Source organism: Streptomyces scopuliridis RB72 (assembly GCF_000718095.1).
In the GTDB taxonomy this organism is placed as follows: domain Bacteria; phylum Actinomycetota; class Actinomycetes; order Streptomycetales; family Streptomycetaceae; genus Streptomyces; species Streptomyces scopuliridis.
This window is the reverse complement of the sequence record NZ_JOEI01000022.1, coordinates 22,563-41,103: the sequence shown is the minus strand read 5'-3', so window position 1 is coordinate 41,103 and position 18,541 is coordinate 22,563. Positions and strand designations below refer to the sequence as shown.

Here is an 18,541-nt window from a genome sequence, read left to right as displayed (position 1 = left end):
GACTACTCACTCCCTTTGAGTCAAGAAACAGTGGAGACAGCCCCTGCGAGCCAACACACCGAATTCTGCGCATTCGAGCCGGTCGGACGAGCGGAACCCGACCCGGGCCCGGACGTTACCAAGCACCCGGCTCGGCAGGAACGTTCTTATAAGAAGCCTCGATAAGCCATCGTCAGGCCGCCGGAGCAGCGGGCGGGGCCGCCGCTCAGGACGAGCGGGTGCCGCGGGGGGCGCGACCGCCGCACACCCGCAGCGGGTCCCAGTCCGCGGCGCGTTCCGGAAGCAGCCGGTGGTCTCCCAGCACCGCCCCGGCGTACACCTCCGGCAGGAGCGGACGGCCGAGTATCTGCCCGGCGCAGGCGATGCCGCTCACCGCCGCACCGGTGATGCCGCTGCCGTAGCGCGTGCTCTGCCCCACCACGTACAGGCCGGCCACGCTGGTCCGGGTGTCCGGCCTGGCGCCCGTGCCACCCCAGCGCGCCAGTCCGAAGGGCGATCCGCCGGTGGAACGGGTGTAGCGGCGCTGGGTGGCCGGGGTCGCCAGTTCGAGGTGGGTGACATGACGGCGGAACGGGCCGAGCGCGCGTTCCGCGGTGGCCAGCATCGTCTCGGTGACCCTCTCCTTCTGCGCCAGGTAGGCCGGGTCGCGGCGGTACCGCTCGCCGCCGGCGGGCTCGGCCGCCGCGCCCCAGGGTTCCAGGGAGCGCGGACACAGAGCCATCACCTGGAAGTTGGCGTGGCCGGGCGGCCGGATGGCCGGGGTGTGCGGGTCCTTGCCGGAGGCGAAGGAGATGAACACCGACGGCGGCGCGTCGAACCGGCCGTCCGCCAGCCCGCGGAACGCCTCCTCGATGTCGGCGTTCCCGTGCCACCACAGGTTCGCGTTGCGCCTCCCGGGCAGTTCCCGGTCGAGCCCCACGTAGAGCACCACCAGGGGGAAGCCCATCACGGCGGTCCGGGCCCGCTTGACTATCGACTTCGGGAAGTGCTGTTCACCGACCAGCTCCAGAACGGTGCGCGGGTAGTCCGCGTTCGACACCACGATCGGGGCGCGCAGCTCCTGACCGGTGGCCAAGACGACACCGCGCGCCCGGCCCTCCTCGACCAGCACCCGCTCCACGCGGTGCCCCACCCTGACCGCGCCGCCGTGGCCGGTGATCGTCTCACTCAGTGATGCCGACAGCATCTGGCCGCCGCCGACCGGGTAGGCGGCGCCACGCAGGTAGTGGTCGGTCACACTGGCGTGCGTGCCGACCGTCGCCGCCTCGGGGCCGATCCCGTAATTGAGCGCCTGGGCGGCCAGCACGGTACGCGCGGCGGCGGAGAGACGACAGTGCTCGAACAGGTCGTGCAGCGTGCGGCGGCCCCAGGCCATCGCGGTGGGGGTGCACCGCAGGATCTCGGCCGGGTCGACACCGGCCGCGGACAGCAGGGTCCAGCGCATCTCCGCGCCGACCGCCGAGCACACCCGCGTGAACTCCCGCAACCCCTCCTTGTCCGTCGGCAGCACCTCGATCAGCCGGTCGAGATACCGGTCCCAGCCAACAGGCACGAACATCCGCAGTCCGGGCAGGACGACCTCGTCGAATCCGTCCGGGTCCATCGCACGGAACTCGACACGGCCGTCCAGCCCCAGCCCGCGCAGGATCGACGGCAGCACGCCGTCGGGCCCGCAGTCGCCGATGTAGTGCACACCGGCGTCGAACTCATAGGCCGAGCGGCGGCGGAAGACATGGCTGTTGCCGCCCAGCACCCCGGCCTGTTCGAGCACCAGCACCCGGTGACCCGTCACCGCGAGATACGCGGCACAGGTCAGGCCGCCCATGCCGCTGCCGACCACGATCGCGTCCCAGTCGGCCGGAAGCCGGTGCCCTCTGCTCATCGCAACCTCTCGGGATCGTCTCGGGTGTGAGGCTCAGCCACAGCCGCCGGCATGGCCGGCGTCCCCGCCCGCCTCGGCCGTGGCGGGCAGTGCGGCAAGCTCCGCGTCCGACAGGGCGACCGCGTCGCGCGGGACACCGCGCAGCGCGGCGACGAACGCGTCCACCCGGTCGACGCCCCAGAACTTGTCGTGCCCGTGGATGAAGAACGGCACGCCGAAGAGGCCGTCCTTCGCCGAGGCGGCGAGGATCCCCACGCCCCGGGCGCGAAGGTCCGGATCGTCGGCAGCGCCGGCGGCCCGGTCCGCGTCCAGGCCGAGTTCGGCGGCGATCTCACCGATCACAGCCGGGCTGGAGATGTTCTTCGACTCCTGCCAGCGGGCCCGGTAGACCGCGTCGACGAACTCCTTGCCCTTCCCGGCGTCCTCGGCCACCAGGTACGCCAGGTGGGACACCTCCCAGACCGGCTCCCGGTCGAGGGGCCAGGTGACCTCAAGTCCGCGGTCCTCGGCCAGCCGCCGGGTGTCCTGGAGGATGTAGAAGTTCTTCTCACGTGCCATGGGAACCAGTGGCAGTTCGACCCCCATGCGTGCGAGCAGTTCCCGGCTGTGTGCGTCCGGCTCCCAGAACGGGATCCATTGCACGGCGGCCAGGACGTCCGGGTGGTGCTTCGTGAGGTCGCGGTAGGCGAACCAGGAGTAGGGACTGCGCAGGGAGAAGTACCAACGCGGCGGCTTCTTGGCCATGGCGGTGTCCTCGTGTGGTCGTTGGGAACGGGCTCAGATGGTGATGCCGCCGTCGATCTGGAAGACCGAGCCGGTGATGTAGCCGGCACGCTCGGAGGCCAGGAAGGAGACCAGGTCGGCGACCTCGCCCGCGTCGCCGAAGCGGTTGAGCGCGATTGACTTCAGCATCTGGTCGCGGATCTTGTCGTTCAGTACCGAGGTCATGTCGGTCTCGATGAATCCGGGGGCGACCACGTTGGAGCGGATGCCGTAGCGGCCGACCTCCTTGGCCAGCGACTTGCCGAAGCCGATGATCCCGGCCTTGGTCGCCGCGTAGTTGGACTGCGTGGCGTGGCCGTACACACCGGCCACCGAGGAGATCAGGACCAGCGAGCCGGACCGGCGTTTCATCATCTCGAACACCACCGACCGGCACACGTTGTAGACGCCGTCGAGGTTGACCGCGAGGACGTCCTTCCACTGCTCGTCCGTCATCATCAGCAGCGGGTTGTCCCGGGTGATGCCGGCCGCGGTGACCGCGACGTCCACCGTGCCCAGGGTCTCCTGCGTCTCGGCCACCCACTCGCGCACCGAGTCCGGCGAGGCCACCTCCACCTTCCTGGCCATCACCCGGACGTCGAGTTCGGCGAGTTCCTTCTCAAGGGAGCTCGCGGCCTGGTCGTCGGACCGGTAGCAGAAGCTCACCTCGTGGCCGTCCGCGGCGAGCCGCTTCACCACGGCCCGGCCTATGCCGCGAGAGCCGCCGCTGACCAGCGCGACCGGCTTTCTGTCCTGCTCCATCGGGTGTTCCTCCTCCTCGTCTCACCCGGCGGACGGCAGAAGGCTGTCGGCGGGACGGAAAGCCATCACCATCCGCTCGACCGACATCACCACCTCGCCGTCGCACACGGTCTCGCCCTCGAAAATCACGGTGTCGGACAGGGCGCGGGAGAGCCGGGCCCGATGGTGGAGCACGTCACCCGGCAGCACCGGCAGGTGGAACGTGACTCCGGTGAGCCCGCCGAGCAGCATCACCCGATCCGCCTCACGCGCGTCGGGCTCCTGGCCGGGGGTGCGCCAGGTCGCCAGGATGCCGGCGGTCTGGCCCCACGACTCGATCAGCAGCGCCCGCGGGTACTCCAGGCAGGCGTCGGCGGTGTGCGCGCCGACCCTCCGGTAGCACTGCTCGTTGCGGGTGACGGCCTTGGCCGCAGTGATGCTCTCACCCGGCACCAGGTCGAGGACCCGGTCGACGAGCAGCAGGGGAAAGCGGTGCGGCAGCAGCCGTTCGACCTCGTACGCCGCGTTCATGCGACTCTCCCCGACATCCGCAGCCGCACCGACGCGGCGTCGCCCCGCTCGGTGCTCGCAAGGGCCTTGCACCGCACAGCGCCCTCGTGGTTACGCATTTCCAGGCGCACGGTGAGCAGATCGCCGGGATAGACGGCACCGAGGAAGCGGGTGGACTCCACGGCGACCAGGCGGGGTTCGGCCATCCCGGTGCGCTCGGCCACGGCGAGCGCGCTGCGCTCGACGCAGTCGACGACACACACACCGGGGAAGATCGGGAAGTCCGGGTAGTGGCCGGCGAAGACCGGCTCCGACTTCTCGATCGCGACGCCGGTGACCGCGGTGAGGACGGCGCCGCCTCCCGCGGCCGCCTCGGAACTCGCCACCGAGATCACGTCGATCGCCGCGTCCACCGGGGTGGGCTTCGCGGCGAAGCGGCCCGCCGCGACCTGCGCCCCGGACGGCGACGTGGTCATGCCGACACCGCCAGCTTGCGCTCCAGCAGCGCGTGCGCGTCACGGAAGGTGCGGGCCGTTCGCATCTCCCGCTCGCTGAACTTGACCCCGTACTTCTTCTCCAGCACCACGACCAGTTCCAGCAGGAGCAGCGAGTCGACGTTCAACTCGTCCACGAAGTCGGTCGCCTCCCCGATCTCGGTGGCGTCGACGTCGATCACCTCGGCCAGAGTCCGCCGCAGATCTTCCTTGTCCAGGGTCTCGATGGGCTGTGCCGTCATCGCTCTCTCCGTTCTCGATTCGGGTGCCAGGCGGGGGGATCGGTGCTCAGCGCAGCCGCAGCAGCGCGCAACCGGCCCCGCCGTCGCGCTCGACCGCGGTGACGACCGCCACCCGGCCGACGACATCGGGCCTGCGCTCGGCGACCGCGAGCACGGAGGCGATCTGCAGGCTCGCCGATGCGGCCGACGCGTCCCCGAACAACGCGGTGTTCCGCGGCTCTTCGAGAACCGACGGGCCGAACATCTCGGTGAGCACCGCGCGTTCCTGCTCGCCGAGCGAGCCTGCCGCGCCGCACGGGGCAGCGGCCCACACCTGCGACGGGTCGACCCCGGCACGGTCCATGGCGCGGCGCAGGCAGGAGCCGAGCACCGTCGCCGGCCCGCCCTCGCCGAACACACCGCTCTCCACGGCGAGCACCTCCGCCAGCACGTGGTGGGCGTCGACACCATACGCAGGCTCCAGCAGCAGCATGCCGGCGCCCTCTCCGAGCAGCGCCGGGGCCTCCTCCGCTCCTCTGGCATGCCACTCAAGCCAGGCACGCTCGTCGGAGTACTCCTCCGCGGAACCGCACAGCACCGCCTTGGCGCGGCCGGCGCCCAGCAGCCTGCGGGCGTAGTTCAGCGCGAGCAGGCCGGCCAGCCGCCCCCCGGCGATGGTGGCGTTCGGCCCCTTGATCCGGTGCCAGATCGCGCACTGGCCGGCGGCACAGTTCATCACCGTGTTGGGCATCTGCGCCGGGTCGACGAAATAGGGCTGCTCGCCGGTGAGCGAGTCGCGGGTGAAGTCCATCATGCTCTGCACACTGCCGGTGGTGGTGCCGAGGACGATGGCCCCGCGCTCGCCGGTCGCCACCTCGCGGTTGCGCTCGGCGTCGGCGAGCAGAGCACCGACGGCGCTGACCGCGAGGCCCGTCACCCGGTCCATCGACCGGGTGCCCTTGCGGCCCAGCGCCGCGCGCGGGCTGAAGTCGGGCACCAGCCTGGCCCGCTCGTCGGGTACGCGCCACTGGTCGCGATCGATGAGGACGGCCGTCTCGCTGCCTTCGTGCAGTCCGTCGGCGAACGCGGAACGGCCCATTCCGAACGGGGACACGGCCGACCATGCCGTGATGACCGGCGCCCCGACGGCGCCTGTGGTGCGGCTGCTCATGACAACAGCTCCTTCCGGCCGGGCCGGTCAGTTGGCGGTGAGGTTCTTGCCGCTCAGCGCGGCCAGTACCTCCTCGTCGAAGGTGACCAGGGACCAGTCGCGCTCCGGTGACTCCTTGGTGACGTAACCGTGCGTGATGTGCCCGGTGGCGACCTGCAACAGCGCGCCGTCGCGGACCACGTAGCAGTCCATCCGGGCGGTGAACAGGATGGCCTTGAAGACGTCCTCGATCGTGAAGACGGTGTACAGCTCGTCCTCGATGCGCACTTCGTCGGTGAGCCGGATGTCACACTTGGTCACCACCGGGATCCAGCTGCGCTCGTCGAGCATGCGGCGGATGGCGATGCCCCGGTCCGCGACGAACAGATGCAGCACCTCCTCCATCTGCCTCAGGAAGCCGGACATCTGCATATGGCTGGTGAAGTGGCAGTAGAAGTAGGGCACCCGCCACTTCCAGCCGAAGGCGTTGTCGTCGCCGATGATCTCGGCCAGCACCGGGTCGCCGGAGCGCGTGGTGACGCCGCGCTGCGCGGACAGGTCGATGTTGTCCACCGGCACCGCGGCGATCTTCCTCGGCGTCGCCCGGCCCAGTCGCGGGACCACGAAACGGGTCAGGCGCCCCGGAACCGGCTTCGAGTTCTCCACGTGCTCGATCGCCCGCAGCGCGACCTCGAACGTGGTGGTGACCGCCTTGCGGGGAGCGCCGTCGCGCTGCACGGTCGCGGTTATCCTGAACCGCAGCCGGGTGTCGGCGTCCCTGGTGGCCGGCTTGACCTCGACGGCGACGGCGTCGTCCAGCATGAGGACGGTGTGCAGCCGGGTGTCCACGGAGACCACGTCGAGCCCGACGCCGTACTCGACGTAAAGGGTGGTGGCCCCCAGGCCGGCGGCGCGGAAGTGCTCCAGGACGGCGGCCTCGATGAGGTAGTGCACCTGCTTGAACCCGATGGTGGTGCTGATATTGCCGCCCTCGTAGGACGGGCGCAGCGTGAAGTTGCTGGTGACGTCGAAGAAGTCGTTCAGCGCCTGTTCGGTGAGCTCCGGGGTGTGGCTGATGGGTGACGTCATCGTGCTCAGGCTCCTCGTAGGTCGAGCGGCTTGGTCGGCGACTGCTGGTTCGGCCCGCTGATCGAACGGGCGAACTCGCCCAGGGCGGCGGAGAAGGCATCCACCTGCTCCACCATCGGGAAGTGCCCGGCGCCGGCGATGAGCCGGCAGCGTGCGTCGGGAAGGTCGGCGGTGAGCGCCATGCTCTCGGCGGAGCGGGCGATGGCGTCGCCTTCCCCGCTGATCACCAGGGTGGGAACGGTGATCAGATCGGTGCGCAGCCAGGGCGTGCGCAGGTAGCTGCGGAAGAAGCTCAGGTAGCCGTAGGGGCCGACCCGTTCGCAGACCCGCCGCGCCATGTCGTGGCGCAGCGAGGGATCGAGCCGGGGACCGGCCATCACCCGGATCCCCTCGTCCATCGTGCTGCGGAAGCTGTCCAGCAACTCGCCGACGACGTCGTACTCGAAGCACTCCGGATCGCGCCGGTAGAACGGGGAGACGAGCACCAGGGCGTCGATGCCGTAGCGCGCGAACGGGTCGCGGCCCCGGGCGAGTTCGTCGCTGAGCAGATTCAGCAGCAGCACTGCGGAGAAGGAGTGCGCGACCACGAGGCCGACGCCGCCGGGGACCTGGTCGAGCGCGTCCGCGATCGCCCAGCCGGCGTCCGGCCCGTAGGCCCAGTCCGGCGGCTGCCCGCCGCTCCAGGGCAGTTCGGCGGTCCACAAGTCCGAGCCGCCGGCATCGCTCCCGGCCAACGGCTCCCAGACCGAGGGGCTGTTGGCCAGGCCGTGCAGCAGAAGCGCCCGCGGGCCTTCCGTGGGCCGCCTGTGGCGCACCGTGCACGCCGCGCCGCGAGGCGCGTCCACCGAATCCGGCCGGTCGGGACTCACCGAGGGTCTCCAGGGGCGAGCAGGAGGAGTCCGGCGACTCCGTCGTCCTCACGGCCGGCCAGGGCGTAGAACGGGCCCGCCTCTCCCGCGTCGAACCGGGCGACCGCGGCGGCGCACTGCACGACTCCCAGCGCACCGGAGAGCGAGCCCCAGACGTCGGGCATCGCGTGCCGGGGAACGCCGGCGAGCAGTCCGGCGGGCAGTTCGGTGTCGCCGACGACTTCCGGAACGTACCAGCCGCCCGGGGTGTCCGGGCTGAGACAGCCGAGCCGACGGGCGCACTCCTCGACCCCGCCGGCGCGCGCGTAGCCACCCAGCCGGGCGCCGACCCTGGCGCCACGCGCCCGGGCGGTCTCCGCCCGCTCCAGGACGACCGCGACGGCCCCGTCCACGATCCGGTCGGCGCCGACGAGCTTGCGCACCGTCTCATGGTCCGGCTCGACCCCGACGACCAGAATCTGCTCGGCCCGCCCCGCTCGCAGCATGCTCGCCGCCCAGTGCAGCGCGTCCAGCCCGGAGGCGTCGCCGTTGCACACGGTCAGGTTCGGGCCGCGCAATCCGAACCGGATGGCGATCTCGGAGGCGATGATGTTGCTGGAGGCGTTGGGGCTGTCCATCGGGCTGGTGCCGCGCGTCGTCTCCGCCGCGATGGTGGTGACCACCCGGCAGATGGTCTCGACATTGCCGTAGTTGCAGGCCACCACCACACCGACGCGGTCACCGACGGCCGGGGGACCGTCCTCGTCCCGCAGCCCGGCGTCGCGCAGCCCGGCGAGGGCCGCGCTCAGTCCGAGCCGGGTGGCGCGGTCCTTGTACTTCAGGCCCTTCTTGCCGAGAAGGACGGCCGGGTCGACGGGCTCCGCCGAGGGGGCCGGCCCGGTCACCAGGTCCCCCGCACCTGCCACGCCGGGCAGGGCCGGCCCGACACCGCTCACCACGATCTGCGCGAACTCACTCATCGGACCGCCTCCACGATGGCAACCGCGTTCAGCCCACCGAAGCCGAAACCGTTGATCTGGGCCACATCGATATGTCCGGTGGCCGCGGTGGTGTGCACCAGCCTCAGCGCCCGCACCTCCTCGGTGGGCTCGTCGAGCTCGGTCACCGGCGGGATCCGTCCGGTCGACATGGCCTGCAGGGCTGTGATGACGCTCAGCACCCCGGCCGACCCGGCGGTGTGCCCGGTCATCGACTTGATGGCGGTCACCAGCGGTACTTTCGCGTGCTCGCCGAAGACGTCGCACATGGCCCGGACCTCGACCTCGTCATTGAGCGGGGTACCGGTGCCGTGCAGCATGACCAGGTCCACGTTCCCCGGCTTCACCCCGGCACGCTCGTGCGCCTGCCTGATGGCGGCGGCCACCCCGGCCCGGTCGGGCGCGGTGGTGTGGTACGCGTCGCAGTTGACGCCGACCGAGCGCACCCGGCCGTAGATCCTGCGGTGGCCGTCCGCCCCGCGGCTCAGCACGATCGCGCCCGCGCCCTCTCCGAGGATGGTGCCCTTGCGGTTGACGTCGAAGGGTCTCAGCCGGCCGGGCGGCTGCAGTTGGAAGGCATCGGTCAGGCCGAACATGCTCTCGGTGATCGAGTCGGCGCCCGCCACGATCACGTGCTCCGCCGCACCGGACTCCAACTGGTCGACGGCGAGCGCGAGTGCGTACAGCGAGGCGGAGCAGGCGTTGGAGAACGTGTGCGTGTTCACCGCGCCGAACCGCTCGCGCAGCGCGGTGCCGAAGTGCATCCGCTCCGCCGCGAACTCGGCACCGTCGCGCCACCACAGTTCCAGCGAGCGCAGCTCCCGCAGACCGGTGCCGATCAGCACCGGCACGTCGCTGAGGTCCTCGCCGAGTCCGGCGTCGCGGGCCGCCTGGCCGACCGCGTCGAGCAGGAACCGGGTCGCCCGGCCCGGCACGTCCGCCCCAGGCGCCGGCCGGTCGTCGATCTCGAAGAGGTGGCCGGCCTTGAACTTCGCCGAGTCGAAGCCGCGGAGCGGAGCGAGTCCGCTGCGACCGCCGCACAGGCTCTCGAACAGCTCGTCCGGGTCGCGGCCGATGCTCGCGAGCGCGCCGATACCGGTGATGGGCCAGCTCATGACGCCTGCTCCTCGTACTTGGAGAGGATCACCACGGCGTTGTTGCCGCCGAAGGCCATTCCGTTGTTCTGCACGATCCTCAGCGGCGCGTCGACCGCGTGGTTGGGCACGCAGTCGATCTCGCACTCGGGATCGGTCTCCCGGTGGTTGATGGTCGGTGGGATGAACTCGCCCACGATCGCGAGCGCACAGGCGATCGCCGCGAGCGCGCTGGCGGCGCCCATGGTGTGGCCGAGCATGGACTTGAGCGAGACGGTACGCGGCGCCGCCGCACCGTAGACGTCGCGGACAGCACGGGTCTCGGTGACGTCGTTGGCCTTGGTCCCGGTTCCGTGCGCGGAGATCAGGTCGACCTCGGCCGGCTTCACACCGGCGTTGTTCAGGGCCAGTTCCATACACCGGGCGATGCTGCTCTGGTCGGGTGCGACCGGGTGCTCGGCATCGCAGTTGAGCCCGTATCCGAGGACCTCGGCGTAGATGGTGGCACCGCGGCGCAGTGCCGACTCCAGGCTCTCCAGGACGAGTACGCCGGCGCCCTCGCCGGTCAGGATGCCCTTGCGGTCCTTGTCGAACGGCCGACAGCAGTCCGGCGCGATCGTGCCAAGCCGGTAGAACCCGGCGAAGGTCTTGCGGCACATCGCGTCCGCACCGCCGCACAGGGCGAACTCGACCTCGCCGGTGCGCACCGCGTCGAAGCCGTAACCGATGGCGTAGTTGCCCGCGGCGCATGCGGTGGCGATGGTGACCGCCTCGACGTCGTGCAGTCGCAGTTCGTGCGCGACGGCCGTGGCCAGCCGGCTGGGCGCCACCCGCCGCACCACCACCGGATCCATCTTCTCGGGTCCATGCGTGATCTCGGTCTCGACCAGGCGGTCGAGGTCGTGCGATTCACCATCGGTGGTGCCGATGGAGATCAGGCCACGCCGCTCTCGCAGCTCCTCCTCGTCGAGGCCGGCGTGGTCGATGGCCATCCTGGCCGCGGCCACCGAGAAGCGGGTGGCGGGGCCGAGTTCGTCGACATCGAGGTTACGGATCCACTGACGGGGCTCGAATCCGACCAGCTCACATCCATTGGCGTGTGCGAAGCCCTCGGTTTCGAACCTGGTGATCGGCTTGGCGCCGCTGCGCCCGGCCCGTAGCCCCTCGGCGAACTCGACCGCGCCCACACCGATGCTGGAGAAGACTCCGAAGCCGGTCAGGACCACACGATGCGCTGGTGGCGCCGACCCCTTGCTGGTTGCAGTTGCACGCATGGTCTCTCCGTCCGGTTTCGATCGTCTGTGTCCTGACGGTGCGGCGGTACCGCGCGGCCGCGGCTACTTGGCGGCGGCCTCGGCGACGACCTCTTCGACGCCTTGGAGGTTGACCATGCGGCCCAGTTCGGTCTGGTCGATGACAACGTGGAACTGCTTCTCCAAGGCGGCGAGTATCTCGATCGCACGCAGCGAGTCGGCACCGTGTTCCTCTTTGAACAGGCTCGTCTCGGTGACTTCGTCTTCCTCAAGTTCGAGGATGTCGCAGACGATTTCCCTGATTCTCTCGGTCCTGTTCTCGGCAGAAGTCGTCATGTCGCTCCTCGCTCCTCTTCCCCTGTGGTGGTGCCGTCGACCCGGACGGGCCGTGCACCGGTTTACGAGGACAATCATCAATGCCCGCGGCAGGCATTCCTCCCGCCGCACCGATGATTTTCCTTTTGAATTCGGGGCGTCCTGATCACGCGCCTCGGCGAAGGTAGCCGAGGTGAACCGGCGTTCACCAGGCCAGTACGAAGAATTCGAACCAGAAGGCGGGCCACACGGCCTCCGCACGGGCGTATCGAAATTTCCACATCAGTGCTGACGGCCGACGCCCGCGGTGTCAGGCTGATGGGCCGGACGTGCCCTGCGAGCGGTGCGGACGCCGCACCGGACAACCGCGAGGAGAGCATCGAGTGACAGCCTGCGGAGCACTTTCGAAGTACTGGATGTTCAGTGACGAGTACACCCAGAACCCGTATCCGACCTTCTCCCTGTTGCGCGCCGAACAGCCCGTGACCATGGTGCAGACGCCCGACGGGGCCCGGGCCTGGGTGATCACCCGGTACGACGACGTCCGCGAGGCGCTGGCCGACCCCCGGCTGAGCCGGGACATCGGAAAGCTGTACGAGGCCCTCGGCCGGCAGATCGGCAAGGAGTTGAAGCCCGCCGACGAGATCACCAACCACCTGGCCAACTCTGACCCTCCTCGCCACACCCCGCTGCGCAAGGCGCTGGTGTTCGCCTTCACGCCCAAGCGAGTCGCGAACTTGCGCCCCGGCCTGGAGAAGGTCGTCGACCAACTGCTCGACGAGTTGGCCGCGCGGGAGCAGCCGGATCTGGTGGAGGGCCTCACCGAACCGCTGCCGATCATCGGGATCGCCCAGCTTCTGGGCGTTCCGGCCTCGGACTGGCGGCAGTTCAACGTCTGGTCGAAGACGATGCGGAGCACCGACGCGGCCGATCCGACCGGCATCCTTGCCCAGCACACCAGCGAACTCTCCGCGTACATGGCCGATCTGATCGCGGAGAAGACACGGCGCCCGACCGACGACCTCATCTCCGCGATGGTGCACGCCGAGGGCGACAAGCTACTGGCCCCCAAGGAGATACTCTCCACGGCGTTCGCGCTGATGACCGGTGGCAATGAGACGACCACGTCGCTGATGACCGGCTGCTTCGCCGGGCTGCTCTCCCACCCCGAGCAGGGCGAGCGGCTCAAGGCCGACCTCGGCCGGATCCCGCACGTGGTCGACGAGTTGATCCGCTTCTCCAGCCCCATGCTCTATGCCCTGCAACGACTGACCCTGGAGGACGTGGAGATCGCCGGCACCACGATTCCGGCCGGCGAGATCGTGATGCTCTCGCCGGCGAGCGCCAACCACGATCCCGACGCCTTCCCGGACCGGCCGGACGACCTGGACATCGACCGGCCGAAGCCGGCACACCTCACCTTCGGCCACGGCATCCACTACTGCATCGGTACACATCTGGCCCGGGCGCAGGCGGAGATCTCGATGCGGCGCGTCTTCGAGCGCTTCCCGGACATCCGTCTCGCCGTGCGCCCTTCGGAACTGCGCTACCAGCCCGCCCTGCTCGTGAGGGCGCTGGCCGCGCTGCCCGTCAAGCTCTGAAAAGCCTCGGCCGCTTCACTCGCCGAAATACGCTTGTCCGGAGTTCAGGAATCGCCGATATAGAAGATTCACTGGTCAATTCTTCTGGACACCCCGCTGTTCCGCCTGATCTGCTGGTCCCTGCGGCGCACCGTGATCGACTGTCCGCCGCGGATCCGGCGCCGGTTCGCATCGTAGGATGGAGAGGGAGATATGAGCACCAATCCTTTCGAGGACAACGACGCCGACTACTACGTGCTGATCAACGAAGAAGGCCAGCATTCGCTGTGGCCGGCTTTCGCCGAGGTTCCGGCCGGCTGGACGGTCGCGCACGACCAGGACAGCAAAGAAGCGTGCCTGGAGTTCGTGAACAAGAACTGGACCGATATGCGTCCTCTCAGCCTCGTGCGTGAAATGGAGGCGGCCGGGAAGTAGGCTATGGCGAAGCGCTGATCTGTGCGGGAGCGGGAACGCGACGACCGCACGGATCGGCGCTTCGCCGTGTCGTCTCCCGGATGCCGGCGCCGGGGCCCGTCCGGTCGGTCTTCGTGGATCAACATCTCCGCGTCGGCAGCGCCACCGATCGCCCGCACGCCATTGACGCGACGCCTCGACCGCCCCGGACGACCGCACCCGCGGTGGCGGAGTGCGAGCATGTCGTCGGACTCCGAGGCCGGGCGGCTCGGCGGCGCGCCGCGTGTACGGGGCGGAGGAGGCCATTCCCCCGGCGTAGGCTCGCCACCGGCCGGATCGGAGCCGGGCAGGCGGACGGGCGCCACGCCGGTGGCGATGATCAGGCCGCCGAAGGCGACGTTCTCCGTGTCCTCCGGACGTATGTGACGGAGGCCCCGACGACCGCGATCGGCTTCACTCCTCCACTCGTATGGCCACGGCCGGGCAGAGGGCGGCGGCCTGCCGGACGTCGTCCGCCAGGCCGACGGGTGGGTTGTCGTTGAGCAGGACGACGATGCCGTCCTCCTCCCGCTGGTCGAACACGTCGGCGGCGGCCAGCACACACTGGCCGGAGGCGACGCACTTGTCCTGGTCGGCGAAGACCTTCATGGCTTACTCCTCAGCGATGTGACGGGGCACCGGGCGAGGGAGCGCCCTCGCCCGGTGCCGTAGACGAACGCGTGCGGGGTGCGCCCCGTCCGGGACGGCGTCAGCGCACGGCGTCGGGCCGGTCGAGGGAGACGATGTCGACGTGCGGGGTGATCCGCTTGATCAGACCGGCCAGTGTGCGGCCGGGCCCGAGTTCCAGCAGGCGTCGGCAGCCCAGCGTCCCGGTCAGCGTGTGGACGCTACGCTCCCACTGGACGGGCGAGACGAGCTGACGTACGGCCAGCGCGGGCCAGTCGGCGTCCCCGGCGTACGGTTCGCCGTCGACGTTCGCCACGACCGGCAGCCGGCCGGGCGCGAACGTCACCTTCCGCAGCGCAGCGGGCAGTCGGTCGGCCGCCGGTTCCATCAGCGGGCTGTGGAAAGCGCCGCCCACGGGCACGCGGATGAGCTTGGCACCGGCCTCGGGAGCCTGGTCGGCGACGTACTCGATGGCCGCCTCCATGCCCGACAGGACTATCTGACCGGGGCCGTTGACGTTGGCCACCCAGACGGCGTGGCCCTCGGCCTCCGCCTTGGCGACCAGCTCCTCGGCCTCGGCGAGGCCGGCCCGTACCAGCACGCCCATGGTTCCCTTCCGCGCGGCCGCGGCCTCGCGCATCGCCTGGCCTCGTGCGGTCACCAGGGCGACGCCGTCGGCCAGGTCGAGGATCCCGGCGGCGGTCAGTGCGGCGTACTCGCCCAGGCTGTGACCGGCGCAGGCCACGGCGTCCGTGAGGAGGCCCGCCCGCTCGGCCTCGGCATGGGCCATCATCGCCACAGAGTAGACGGCGATCTGCGCCAGGTCGGTGCGACGCAGTTGCTCGCCGGGCGTACGCAGCAGCAACTCCTCGACGTCCGTGCCGGAGTGCTCGGAGATCTCCTCGACGAGCCGCCAGGAGGCGGTGTCACGCCAGGGTTCGCCCATGCCTTCGCGCTGCGTGCCCTGCCCGGGGAACACCAGGCCCATCCGCGACGGATTCATAGCTGCCACCTTCCACGGTATCCGCCCACAGCGGAGGACACGACTGACCGTGCGGTCCTTATGCCTAGTCGGCTGTACGCGGGTGGGGCAAGCCGCTTTCAGGAAGCTGCCAGTCGGAGTGCGCACCGCCCCCGCCAAGGCGGTCGGCGGTATCCGACGTGCCCGACGCCTCTGCCCGCGCCCATGCGTTCCTGTCACCAGGCGGCCACGGAACATGATTCCGCATGACAGGCTGTCATATGATCACTCCACCGGGTGAGGGCAGCGCAACTTCCTGCCATCCGGAGCGACAGGTCATGATGCGCTCCGGCACGCTACTCGGGTGGCCTCCGGGAGTCCCGTGCGAACGTACTTTGGAACGTTCAACTCCCGGAACTTCGACGTGACTCCGGGGGTAATGTTGATCGATTACGCGACGGCTTGGAGCGTCTCCGGCTCCGCCGATGAGATGGAACACAACCTGGCGCGCATCCAGCAGCTCATCGAGATGACCATGTCGGCGCATCGCCGCAGAACGTCCGTCGTCCCGCTCTCAGGCCGCTCCGGGGAGTCGATGGCAACCGCCGCCGAGCGACTGATCCCGGCCGCCAAGGGCGACGTGGCCGTGATGATCAGCGGCAACGGCGGGGAGGCCCACGCTCTTTACGCCGCGATCGGCCGGGCGGCCCCCCGTGTCCGGACCGGTACCACCCTGCGCCTGCTCTGCCCGGCGCGACTGCCGGCCGGAACGCCGCATCGGCCGGACTGCGAGGTCCGGGTGACCGCGGCACCGCTCCAGGAGGCCGTCATCCTCGGTGGCCGGCTCGTCCTGGCCCACCCGGACTCGGGTGACGGGACTCCCCAAGCCGCCGTCATCCGGACCCCGTTGGTAGTGCGGGCCACGGAGTCGCTTTTCGCCGCGGCATGGACCGCCGCCGTACCGCTCGACGCCCACCTGCGGCTGGGCCCTCGCGCTCATGCCGAGACCAGCCGCCGCGTCCTGGAGCACCTGCGGTCCGGCAGCACCGACGACGTCGCGGCGCGCGAGCTCAACGTGTCACTGCGGACCTACCGGCGGCACGTCGCCGAGATCATGCGCGGACTCGGTGCGAGTTCCCGATTCCAGGCGGGCGCGCGAGCCATCGAACTGGGGCTGCTGCCACCGCTCGAATGACGGCTGCCCGCGGACCGGCGCACGCCTCCTTGGCACGTCAGGCCGCCCTGGTGGTGACGGAGTCGCAGATCGAGCCCAATGCCTCCCGGGCCGGGATGTCCGGCAGGCGTTCCAGTACGTCCCGCGCCCGGGCCAGGCAGCCGTCCACGGCGCGCCGTGTCCGCGCCACCGCGAGGGACGCGGGAAGCGGTTCCAGGGCCCTCTCCACCCCCGCCCAGTCCGGCCCGTCTCCGTCGGCCCACCGCGCCCGCGGCTGGGCCCTGTCCAGCAGCGACGACGGGGACGTGACGTCCGACAAATCGTCGGACATCTGGAACGCGGTTCCGAGCCGCTCTCCGAACTCGCCGAGATCGCATACGACATACCTCGGTGCCCCCGATTGAAGGGCCCCGACGCTCAGCGCCATGGAGAACAGCGCCGCGGTCTTCCCGGCGGCCTCGACGTGATGCTCGAACGGGTCGGCGCCGGGGCGTGACCCCGTCACCTTCCGGCACCGCCCCAGCACGAGCCGTTCTGCGGTCCTGGCGTGCAGCCGCACCGCCTCGGGCCCCAGCCCGACGGCGATCCGGGCGGCCTGGCCGAGCAGCCAGTCGCCGGCCAGAACCGCCAGGCGGTTGCCCCACAGCGCGTTGACGCTGGGTACTCCGTGCCGGACCGGAGCGCCGTCCATGACGTCGTCGTGGTGGAGGGAGGCCGCGTGGACGAGTTCGGCGACGGCCCCCGCGTCGACGGCGCCCTCGGCCCGGCCGGAGCCGAACTCGCCGCCCAGCAAGGCCAGGAGCGGGCGGAGGCGCTCCCCCTCGGCGGCCAGCAGATGGCCGACGATCTCGGCCATCCTCGGGTCGGCCACCCGGGCCGTACATGCCTCCAGCCTCGCTTCCACCCGGCCCAGGCCGCGCCCCAGTCGGCGCTCCAGTTCCGGGTCGAACACCGCCGGCGGGATGACCATCGAGAATCCGGGTACCGGGGCCTTCGCCTCGGTCATCGTGCCCTCCCGCCGCAGTCCACGGGCCCCGGTCCAGGGCCTCGGCGGCCGAGCCTACGGACGGGTGGTCCACGGTCCGTGCGCGGACCGGTCATCCCGTCAGCAAGCTGACAGCGCGGCGAGGCCCGGCCCACACCGCTGTCAGCTTGCTGCCCCCGGTGAAGGCAGGGCGTCGGGGGCGCCGGCGCCCACCGGGCGGGGGTCCGGCAGCCGGACCGATGAGAACGCTGCCGGGGGAAGACGACGCTGCGGCCCCGCCTCTCGGGGATGAGGGACGCGCCGACTTCCCCGTCTCGTTCCATGCGGCCGGGAGGACCAAGTGCCCCTTGCTGACAGGAAGTTGTCAGACGGACACTGTCATGCTGTGCGACCGTCCGGTAGGGCGATGCCGGGACCCATGGCCGGTTGCGGCCTTCCGGTGCACCGCTGGGCCGGGCACAGCCGCTGCACGGCCCGGACGCTGTCCGGAAAGTACTCGTAGTCCGGCGGCGGTGTGCAACCGCATCTCGCCCGGCCTGCCGGGGCCCATCCGCGAGACGCGTCGGGCACCGGAGGGAGGCCGGTGAGCAAGCCCAGCTCCGCCGCGCGCACGCCTGCCTGAAAACGGGACTTGGCATCGAGGAGTTCCATGATGGTCGCAATGTGCCGCCGGTAGGTGCGCACCGAGATGGAGAGTTTGCGGGACGCCACCTCGTCGGTGGCACCGGTTCGGAGGTAGTGGAGGATCTGCTGGACGAGTTCGACGCGGGTGTGCTCGCCCAAGCCGATCCAGGCGTTGGCGTCGACCGCTTGCTTCCAGACGGTGCCGAAGAGGTTGTGGATGACCTGTGTCTCGGGCGACACCCGCAGCACGCACGCCTGGCGCTCGCCCGCCATCTCGGCGCAGACCAGCGCCGACCGGCCATCGGCGATCATGGCCTCCATCCGCGGGATACGGGCGATGCGCACGGCGTTCGGCTGCCCGGACCGGGCCAGTTCCTCCACCAGGTCCCGGTCGAGAGTGGCTTGCACGCAGAGGATCCGCGCCCGCACGGAGCCGCGGCGTTCCCGCACTAATTCACGCAGCACCGCGTAGGTGCGCGCGGCGTAGGCCGGCTCGGCGACCACAGCGTCGACGGCGCGTACGGCCCCGTGGGCAAGCTGTTCACTCGCGGCCTGGATCTCGTCGGCGACCGGCTTCAGCACGGTGGTGAGCTGCTTGCGGGATGTTCTGCGCCGATGCTTCGCCACGGTCGCGCGGACCAGGGACTGGACCTCCAGCAGAGCTCTCTCGATGTCGTCCTCCCGCCCCCGCACCGACGCTTCCCCGTCCGTTCCCACGTGATTGCGCCGCATCCCCCGGGCCAATTCCTCCATCAAGATGTTTCATCCCGTCTCGGTTCT

General features: G+C 70.3%; 20 protein-coding genes. 3 read left to right on the top strand and 17 right to left on the bottom strand.

What is annotated here, in order from left to right:
• Positions 1-205: 205 nt before the first annotated feature.
• The 13 genes from IF11_RS0126465 to IF11_RS0126405 form a co-directional block, all read right to left on the bottom strand.
• A complete protein-coding gene (locus IF11_RS0126465; RefSeq protein ID WP_030354242.1) occupies positions 206-1,882 on the bottom strand; it encodes a phytoene desaturase family protein in 1,677 nt (558 codons plus the stop codon).
• Positions 1,883-1,915: 33 nt separating this feature from the next.
• Positions 1,916-2,626 (bottom strand): 2-hydroxychromene-2-carboxylate isomerase, encoded by a 711-nt coding sequence (locus tag IF11_RS0126460; protein ID WP_030354241.1) that lies wholly within the window; start codon positions 2,624-2,626, stop codon positions 1,916-1,918.
• A 33-nt stretch (positions 2,627-2,659) separates the two neighbouring features.
• Positions 2,660-3,406 carry a 3-oxoacyl-[acyl-carrier-protein] reductase gene (gene fabG / locus IF11_RS0126455; protein ID WP_030354240.1) on the bottom strand — a complete coding sequence of 249 codons (747 nt, stop codon included), beginning with the start codon at positions 3,404-3,406 and terminating at the stop codon, positions 2,660-2,662.
• A gap of 21 nt (positions 3,407-3,427) precedes the next feature.
• Positions 3,428-3,916 (bottom strand): 3-hydroxyacyl-ACP dehydratase FabZ family protein, encoded by a 489-nt coding sequence (locus tag IF11_RS0126450; RefSeq protein WP_030354239.1) that lies wholly within the window; start codon positions 3,914-3,916, stop codon positions 3,428-3,430.
• Positions 3,913-4,371, bottom strand: a complete 459-nt coding sequence (locus tag IF11_RS0126445) for a 3-hydroxyacyl-ACP dehydratase FabZ family protein (protein WP_030354238.1) — start codon at positions 4,369-4,371, stop codon at positions 3,913-3,915. Before IF11_RS0126445 ends, IF11_RS0126450 begins: the two co-directional genes overlap by 4 nt.
• Positions 4,368-4,631, bottom strand: a complete 264-nt coding sequence (locus IF11_RS0126440) for an acyl carrier protein (RefSeq protein WP_030354237.1) — start codon at positions 4,629-4,631, stop codon at positions 4,368-4,370. The genes IF11_RS0126445 and IF11_RS0126440 overlap by 4 nt, the downstream gene beginning before the upstream one ends.
• Positions 4,632-4,677: 46 nt before the next feature.
• Entirely contained in the window at positions 4,678-5,781 is a 1,104-nt protein-coding gene (locus IF11_RS0126435) for a beta-ketoacyl synthase N-terminal-like domain-containing protein (RefSeq protein WP_030354236.1), read from the bottom strand.
• A 27-nt stretch (positions 5,782-5,808) separates the two neighbouring features.
• Complete coding sequence (locus tag IF11_RS0126430) at positions 5,809-6,849, bottom strand: thioesterase family protein (RefSeq protein WP_030354235.1); 1,041 nt, start codon at positions 6,847-6,849, stop codon at positions 5,809-5,811.
• 5 nt (positions 6,850-6,854) lie between these two features.
• Positions 6,855-7,718 carry an alpha/beta fold hydrolase gene (locus tag IF11_RS0126425; RefSeq protein ID WP_051746231.1) on the bottom strand — a complete coding sequence of 288 codons (864 nt, stop codon included), beginning with the start codon at positions 7,716-7,718 and terminating at the stop codon, positions 6,855-6,857.
• The gene (locus tag IF11_RS0126420; RefSeq protein WP_030354233.1) at positions 7,715-8,677 is read right to left on the bottom strand and encodes a beta-ketoacyl synthase N-terminal-like domain-containing protein; all 963 of its coding nucleotides are present in this window, start codon (positions 8,675-8,677) and stop codon (positions 7,715-7,717) included. Before IF11_RS0126420 ends, IF11_RS0126425 begins: the two co-directional genes overlap by 4 nt.
• Entirely contained in the window at positions 8,674-9,810 is a 1,137-nt protein-coding gene (locus IF11_RS0126415) for a beta-ketoacyl-[acyl-carrier-protein] synthase family protein (RefSeq protein ID WP_030354232.1), read from the bottom strand. The genes IF11_RS0126420 and IF11_RS0126415 overlap by 4 nt, the downstream gene beginning before the upstream one ends.
• A complete protein-coding gene (locus IF11_RS0126410) occupies positions 9,807-11,063 on the bottom strand; it encodes a beta-ketoacyl-[acyl-carrier-protein] synthase family protein (protein ID WP_030354231.1) in 1,257 nt (418 codons plus the stop codon). Before IF11_RS0126410 ends, IF11_RS0126415 begins: the two co-directional genes overlap by 4 nt.
• Before the next feature lie 63 nt (positions 11,064-11,126).
• On the bottom strand, positions 11,127-11,378 hold the full coding sequence (locus IF11_RS0126405) for an acyl carrier protein (protein ID WP_030354230.1): 252 nt from the start codon (positions 11,376-11,378) through the stop codon (positions 11,127-11,129).
• A gap of 362 nt (positions 11,379-11,740) precedes the next feature.
• Between IF11_RS0126405 and IF11_RS0126400 the strand changes: the two genes are divergently transcribed.
• Together IF11_RS0126400 and IF11_RS0126395 are read left to right on the top strand one after the other, a co-directional pair.
• Positions 11,741-12,958 (top strand): cytochrome P450 family protein, encoded by a 1,218-nt coding sequence (locus tag IF11_RS0126400; RefSeq protein WP_037728603.1) that lies wholly within the window; start codon positions 11,741-11,743, stop codon positions 12,956-12,958.
• 192 nt (positions 12,959-13,150) lie between these two features.
• Positions 13,151-13,372: an MbtH family protein gene (locus IF11_RS0126395; RefSeq protein WP_030354228.1), complete on the top strand. Its 222-nt coding sequence runs from the start codon at positions 13,151-13,153 to the stop codon at positions 13,370-13,372.
• A gap of 432 nt (positions 13,373-13,804) precedes the next feature.
• Here the strand turns inward: IF11_RS0126395 and IF11_RS0126385 are convergent, their stop codons facing one another.
• Positions 13,805-13,999 carry a ferredoxin gene (locus IF11_RS0126385; protein ID WP_030354226.1) on the bottom strand — a complete coding sequence of 65 codons (195 nt, stop codon included), beginning with the start codon at positions 13,997-13,999 and terminating at the stop codon, positions 13,805-13,807.
• A gap of 100 nt (positions 14,000-14,099) precedes the next feature.
• Complete coding sequence (locus tag IF11_RS0126380; RefSeq protein WP_030354225.1) at positions 14,100-15,020, bottom strand: ACP S-malonyltransferase; 921 nt, start codon at positions 15,018-15,020, stop codon at positions 14,100-14,102.
• A 397-nt stretch (positions 15,021-15,417) separates the two neighbouring features.
• Here IF11_RS0126380 and IF11_RS0126375 point away from each other — a divergent pair, with 397 nt between their 5' ends.
• Complete coding sequence (locus tag IF11_RS0126375; protein WP_030354224.1) at positions 15,418-16,173, top strand: helix-turn-helix transcriptional regulator; 756 nt, start codon at positions 15,418-15,420, stop codon at positions 16,171-16,173.
• A gap of 37 nt (positions 16,174-16,210) precedes the next feature.
• On the opposite strand, the gene IF11_RS0126370 is transcribed toward IF11_RS0126375, so the two are convergent.
• Both IF11_RS0126370 and IF11_RS0126365 read right to left on the bottom strand, forming a co-directional pair.
• The gene (locus IF11_RS0126370; protein WP_030354223.1) at positions 16,211-17,158 is read right to left on the bottom strand and encodes a polyprenyl synthetase family protein; all 948 of its coding nucleotides are present in this window, start codon (positions 17,156-17,158) and stop codon (positions 16,211-16,213) included.
• A 357-nt stretch (positions 17,159-17,515) separates the two neighbouring features.
• Positions 17,516-18,493 carry a helix-turn-helix transcriptional regulator gene (locus IF11_RS0126365; RefSeq protein WP_051746230.1) on the bottom strand — a complete coding sequence of 326 codons (978 nt, stop codon included), beginning with the start codon at positions 18,491-18,493 and terminating at the stop codon, positions 17,516-17,518.
• Positions 18,494-18,541: the final 48 nt, after the last annotated feature.

What these genes read in the sequence shown, in the direction of transcription:
- IF11_RS0126465 (WP_030354242.1), bottom strand. Translation starts at nt 1,882, where the DNA reads ATGAGCAGAGGGCACCGGCTTCCGGCCGACTGGGACGCGATCGTGGTC.
- IF11_RS0126460 (WP_030354241.1), bottom strand. Translation starts at nt 2,626, where the DNA reads ATGGCCAAGAAGCCGCCGCGTTGGTACTTCTCCCTGCGCAGTCCCTAC.
- fabG (WP_030354240.1), bottom strand. Translation starts at nt 3,406, where the DNA reads ATGGAGCAGGACAGAAAGCCGGTCGCGCTGGTCAGCGGCGGCTCTCGC.
- IF11_RS0126450 (WP_030354239.1), bottom strand. Translation starts at nt 3,916, where the DNA reads ATGAACGCGGCGTACGAGGTCGAACGGCTGCTGCCGCACCGCTTTCCC.
- IF11_RS0126445 (WP_030354238.1), bottom strand. Translation starts at nt 4,371, where the DNA reads ATGACCACGTCGCCGTCCGGGGCGCAGGTCGCGGCGGGCCGCTTCGCC.
- IF11_RS0126440 (WP_030354237.1), bottom strand. Translation starts at nt 4,631, where the DNA reads ATGACGGCACAGCCCATCGAGACCCTGGACAAGGAAGATCTGCGGCGG.
- IF11_RS0126435 (WP_030354236.1), bottom strand. Translation starts at nt 5,781, where the DNA reads ATGAGCAGCCGCACCACAGGCGCCGTCGGGGCGCCGGTCATCACGGCA.
- IF11_RS0126430 (WP_030354235.1), bottom strand. Translation starts at nt 6,849, where the DNA reads ATGACGTCACCCATCAGCCACACCCCGGAGCTCACCGAACAGGCGCTG.
- IF11_RS0126420 (WP_030354233.1), bottom strand. Translation starts at nt 8,677, where the DNA reads ATGAGTGAGTTCGCGCAGATCGTGGTGAGCGGTGTCGGGCCGGCCCTG.
- IF11_RS0126415 (WP_030354232.1), bottom strand. Translation starts at nt 9,810, where the DNA reads ATGAGCTGGCCCATCACCGGTATCGGCGCGCTCGCGAGCATCGGCCGC.
- IF11_RS0126410 (WP_030354231.1), bottom strand. Translation starts at nt 11,063, where the DNA reads ATGCGTGCAACTGCAACCAGCAAGGGGTCGGCGCCACCAGCGCATCGT.
- IF11_RS0126405 (WP_030354230.1), bottom strand. Translation starts at nt 11,378, where the DNA reads ATGACGACTTCTGCCGAGAACAGGACCGAGAGAATCAGGGAAATCGTC.
- IF11_RS0126395 (WP_030354228.1), top strand. Translation starts at nt 13,151, where the DNA reads ATGAGCACCAATCCTTTCGAGGACAACGACGCCGACTACTACGTGCTG.
- IF11_RS0126385 (WP_030354226.1), bottom strand. Translation starts at nt 13,999, where the DNA reads ATGAAGGTCTTCGCCGACCAGGACAAGTGCGTCGCCTCCGGCCAGTGT.
- IF11_RS0126380 (WP_030354225.1), bottom strand. Translation starts at nt 15,020, where the DNA reads ATGAATCCGTCGCGGATGGGCCTGGTGTTCCCCGGGCAGGGCACGCAG.
- IF11_RS0126375 (WP_030354224.1), top strand. Translation starts at nt 15,418, where the DNA reads ATGTTGATCGATTACGCGACGGCTTGGAGCGTCTCCGGCTCCGCCGAT.
- IF11_RS0126370 (WP_030354223.1), bottom strand. Translation starts at nt 17,158, where the DNA reads ATGACCGAGGCGAAGGCCCCGGTACCCGGATTCTCGATGGTCATCCCG.
- IF11_RS0126365 (WP_051746230.1), bottom strand. Translation starts at nt 18,493, where the DNA reads ATGCGGCGCAATCACGTGGGAACGGACGGGGAAGCGTCGGTGCGGGGG.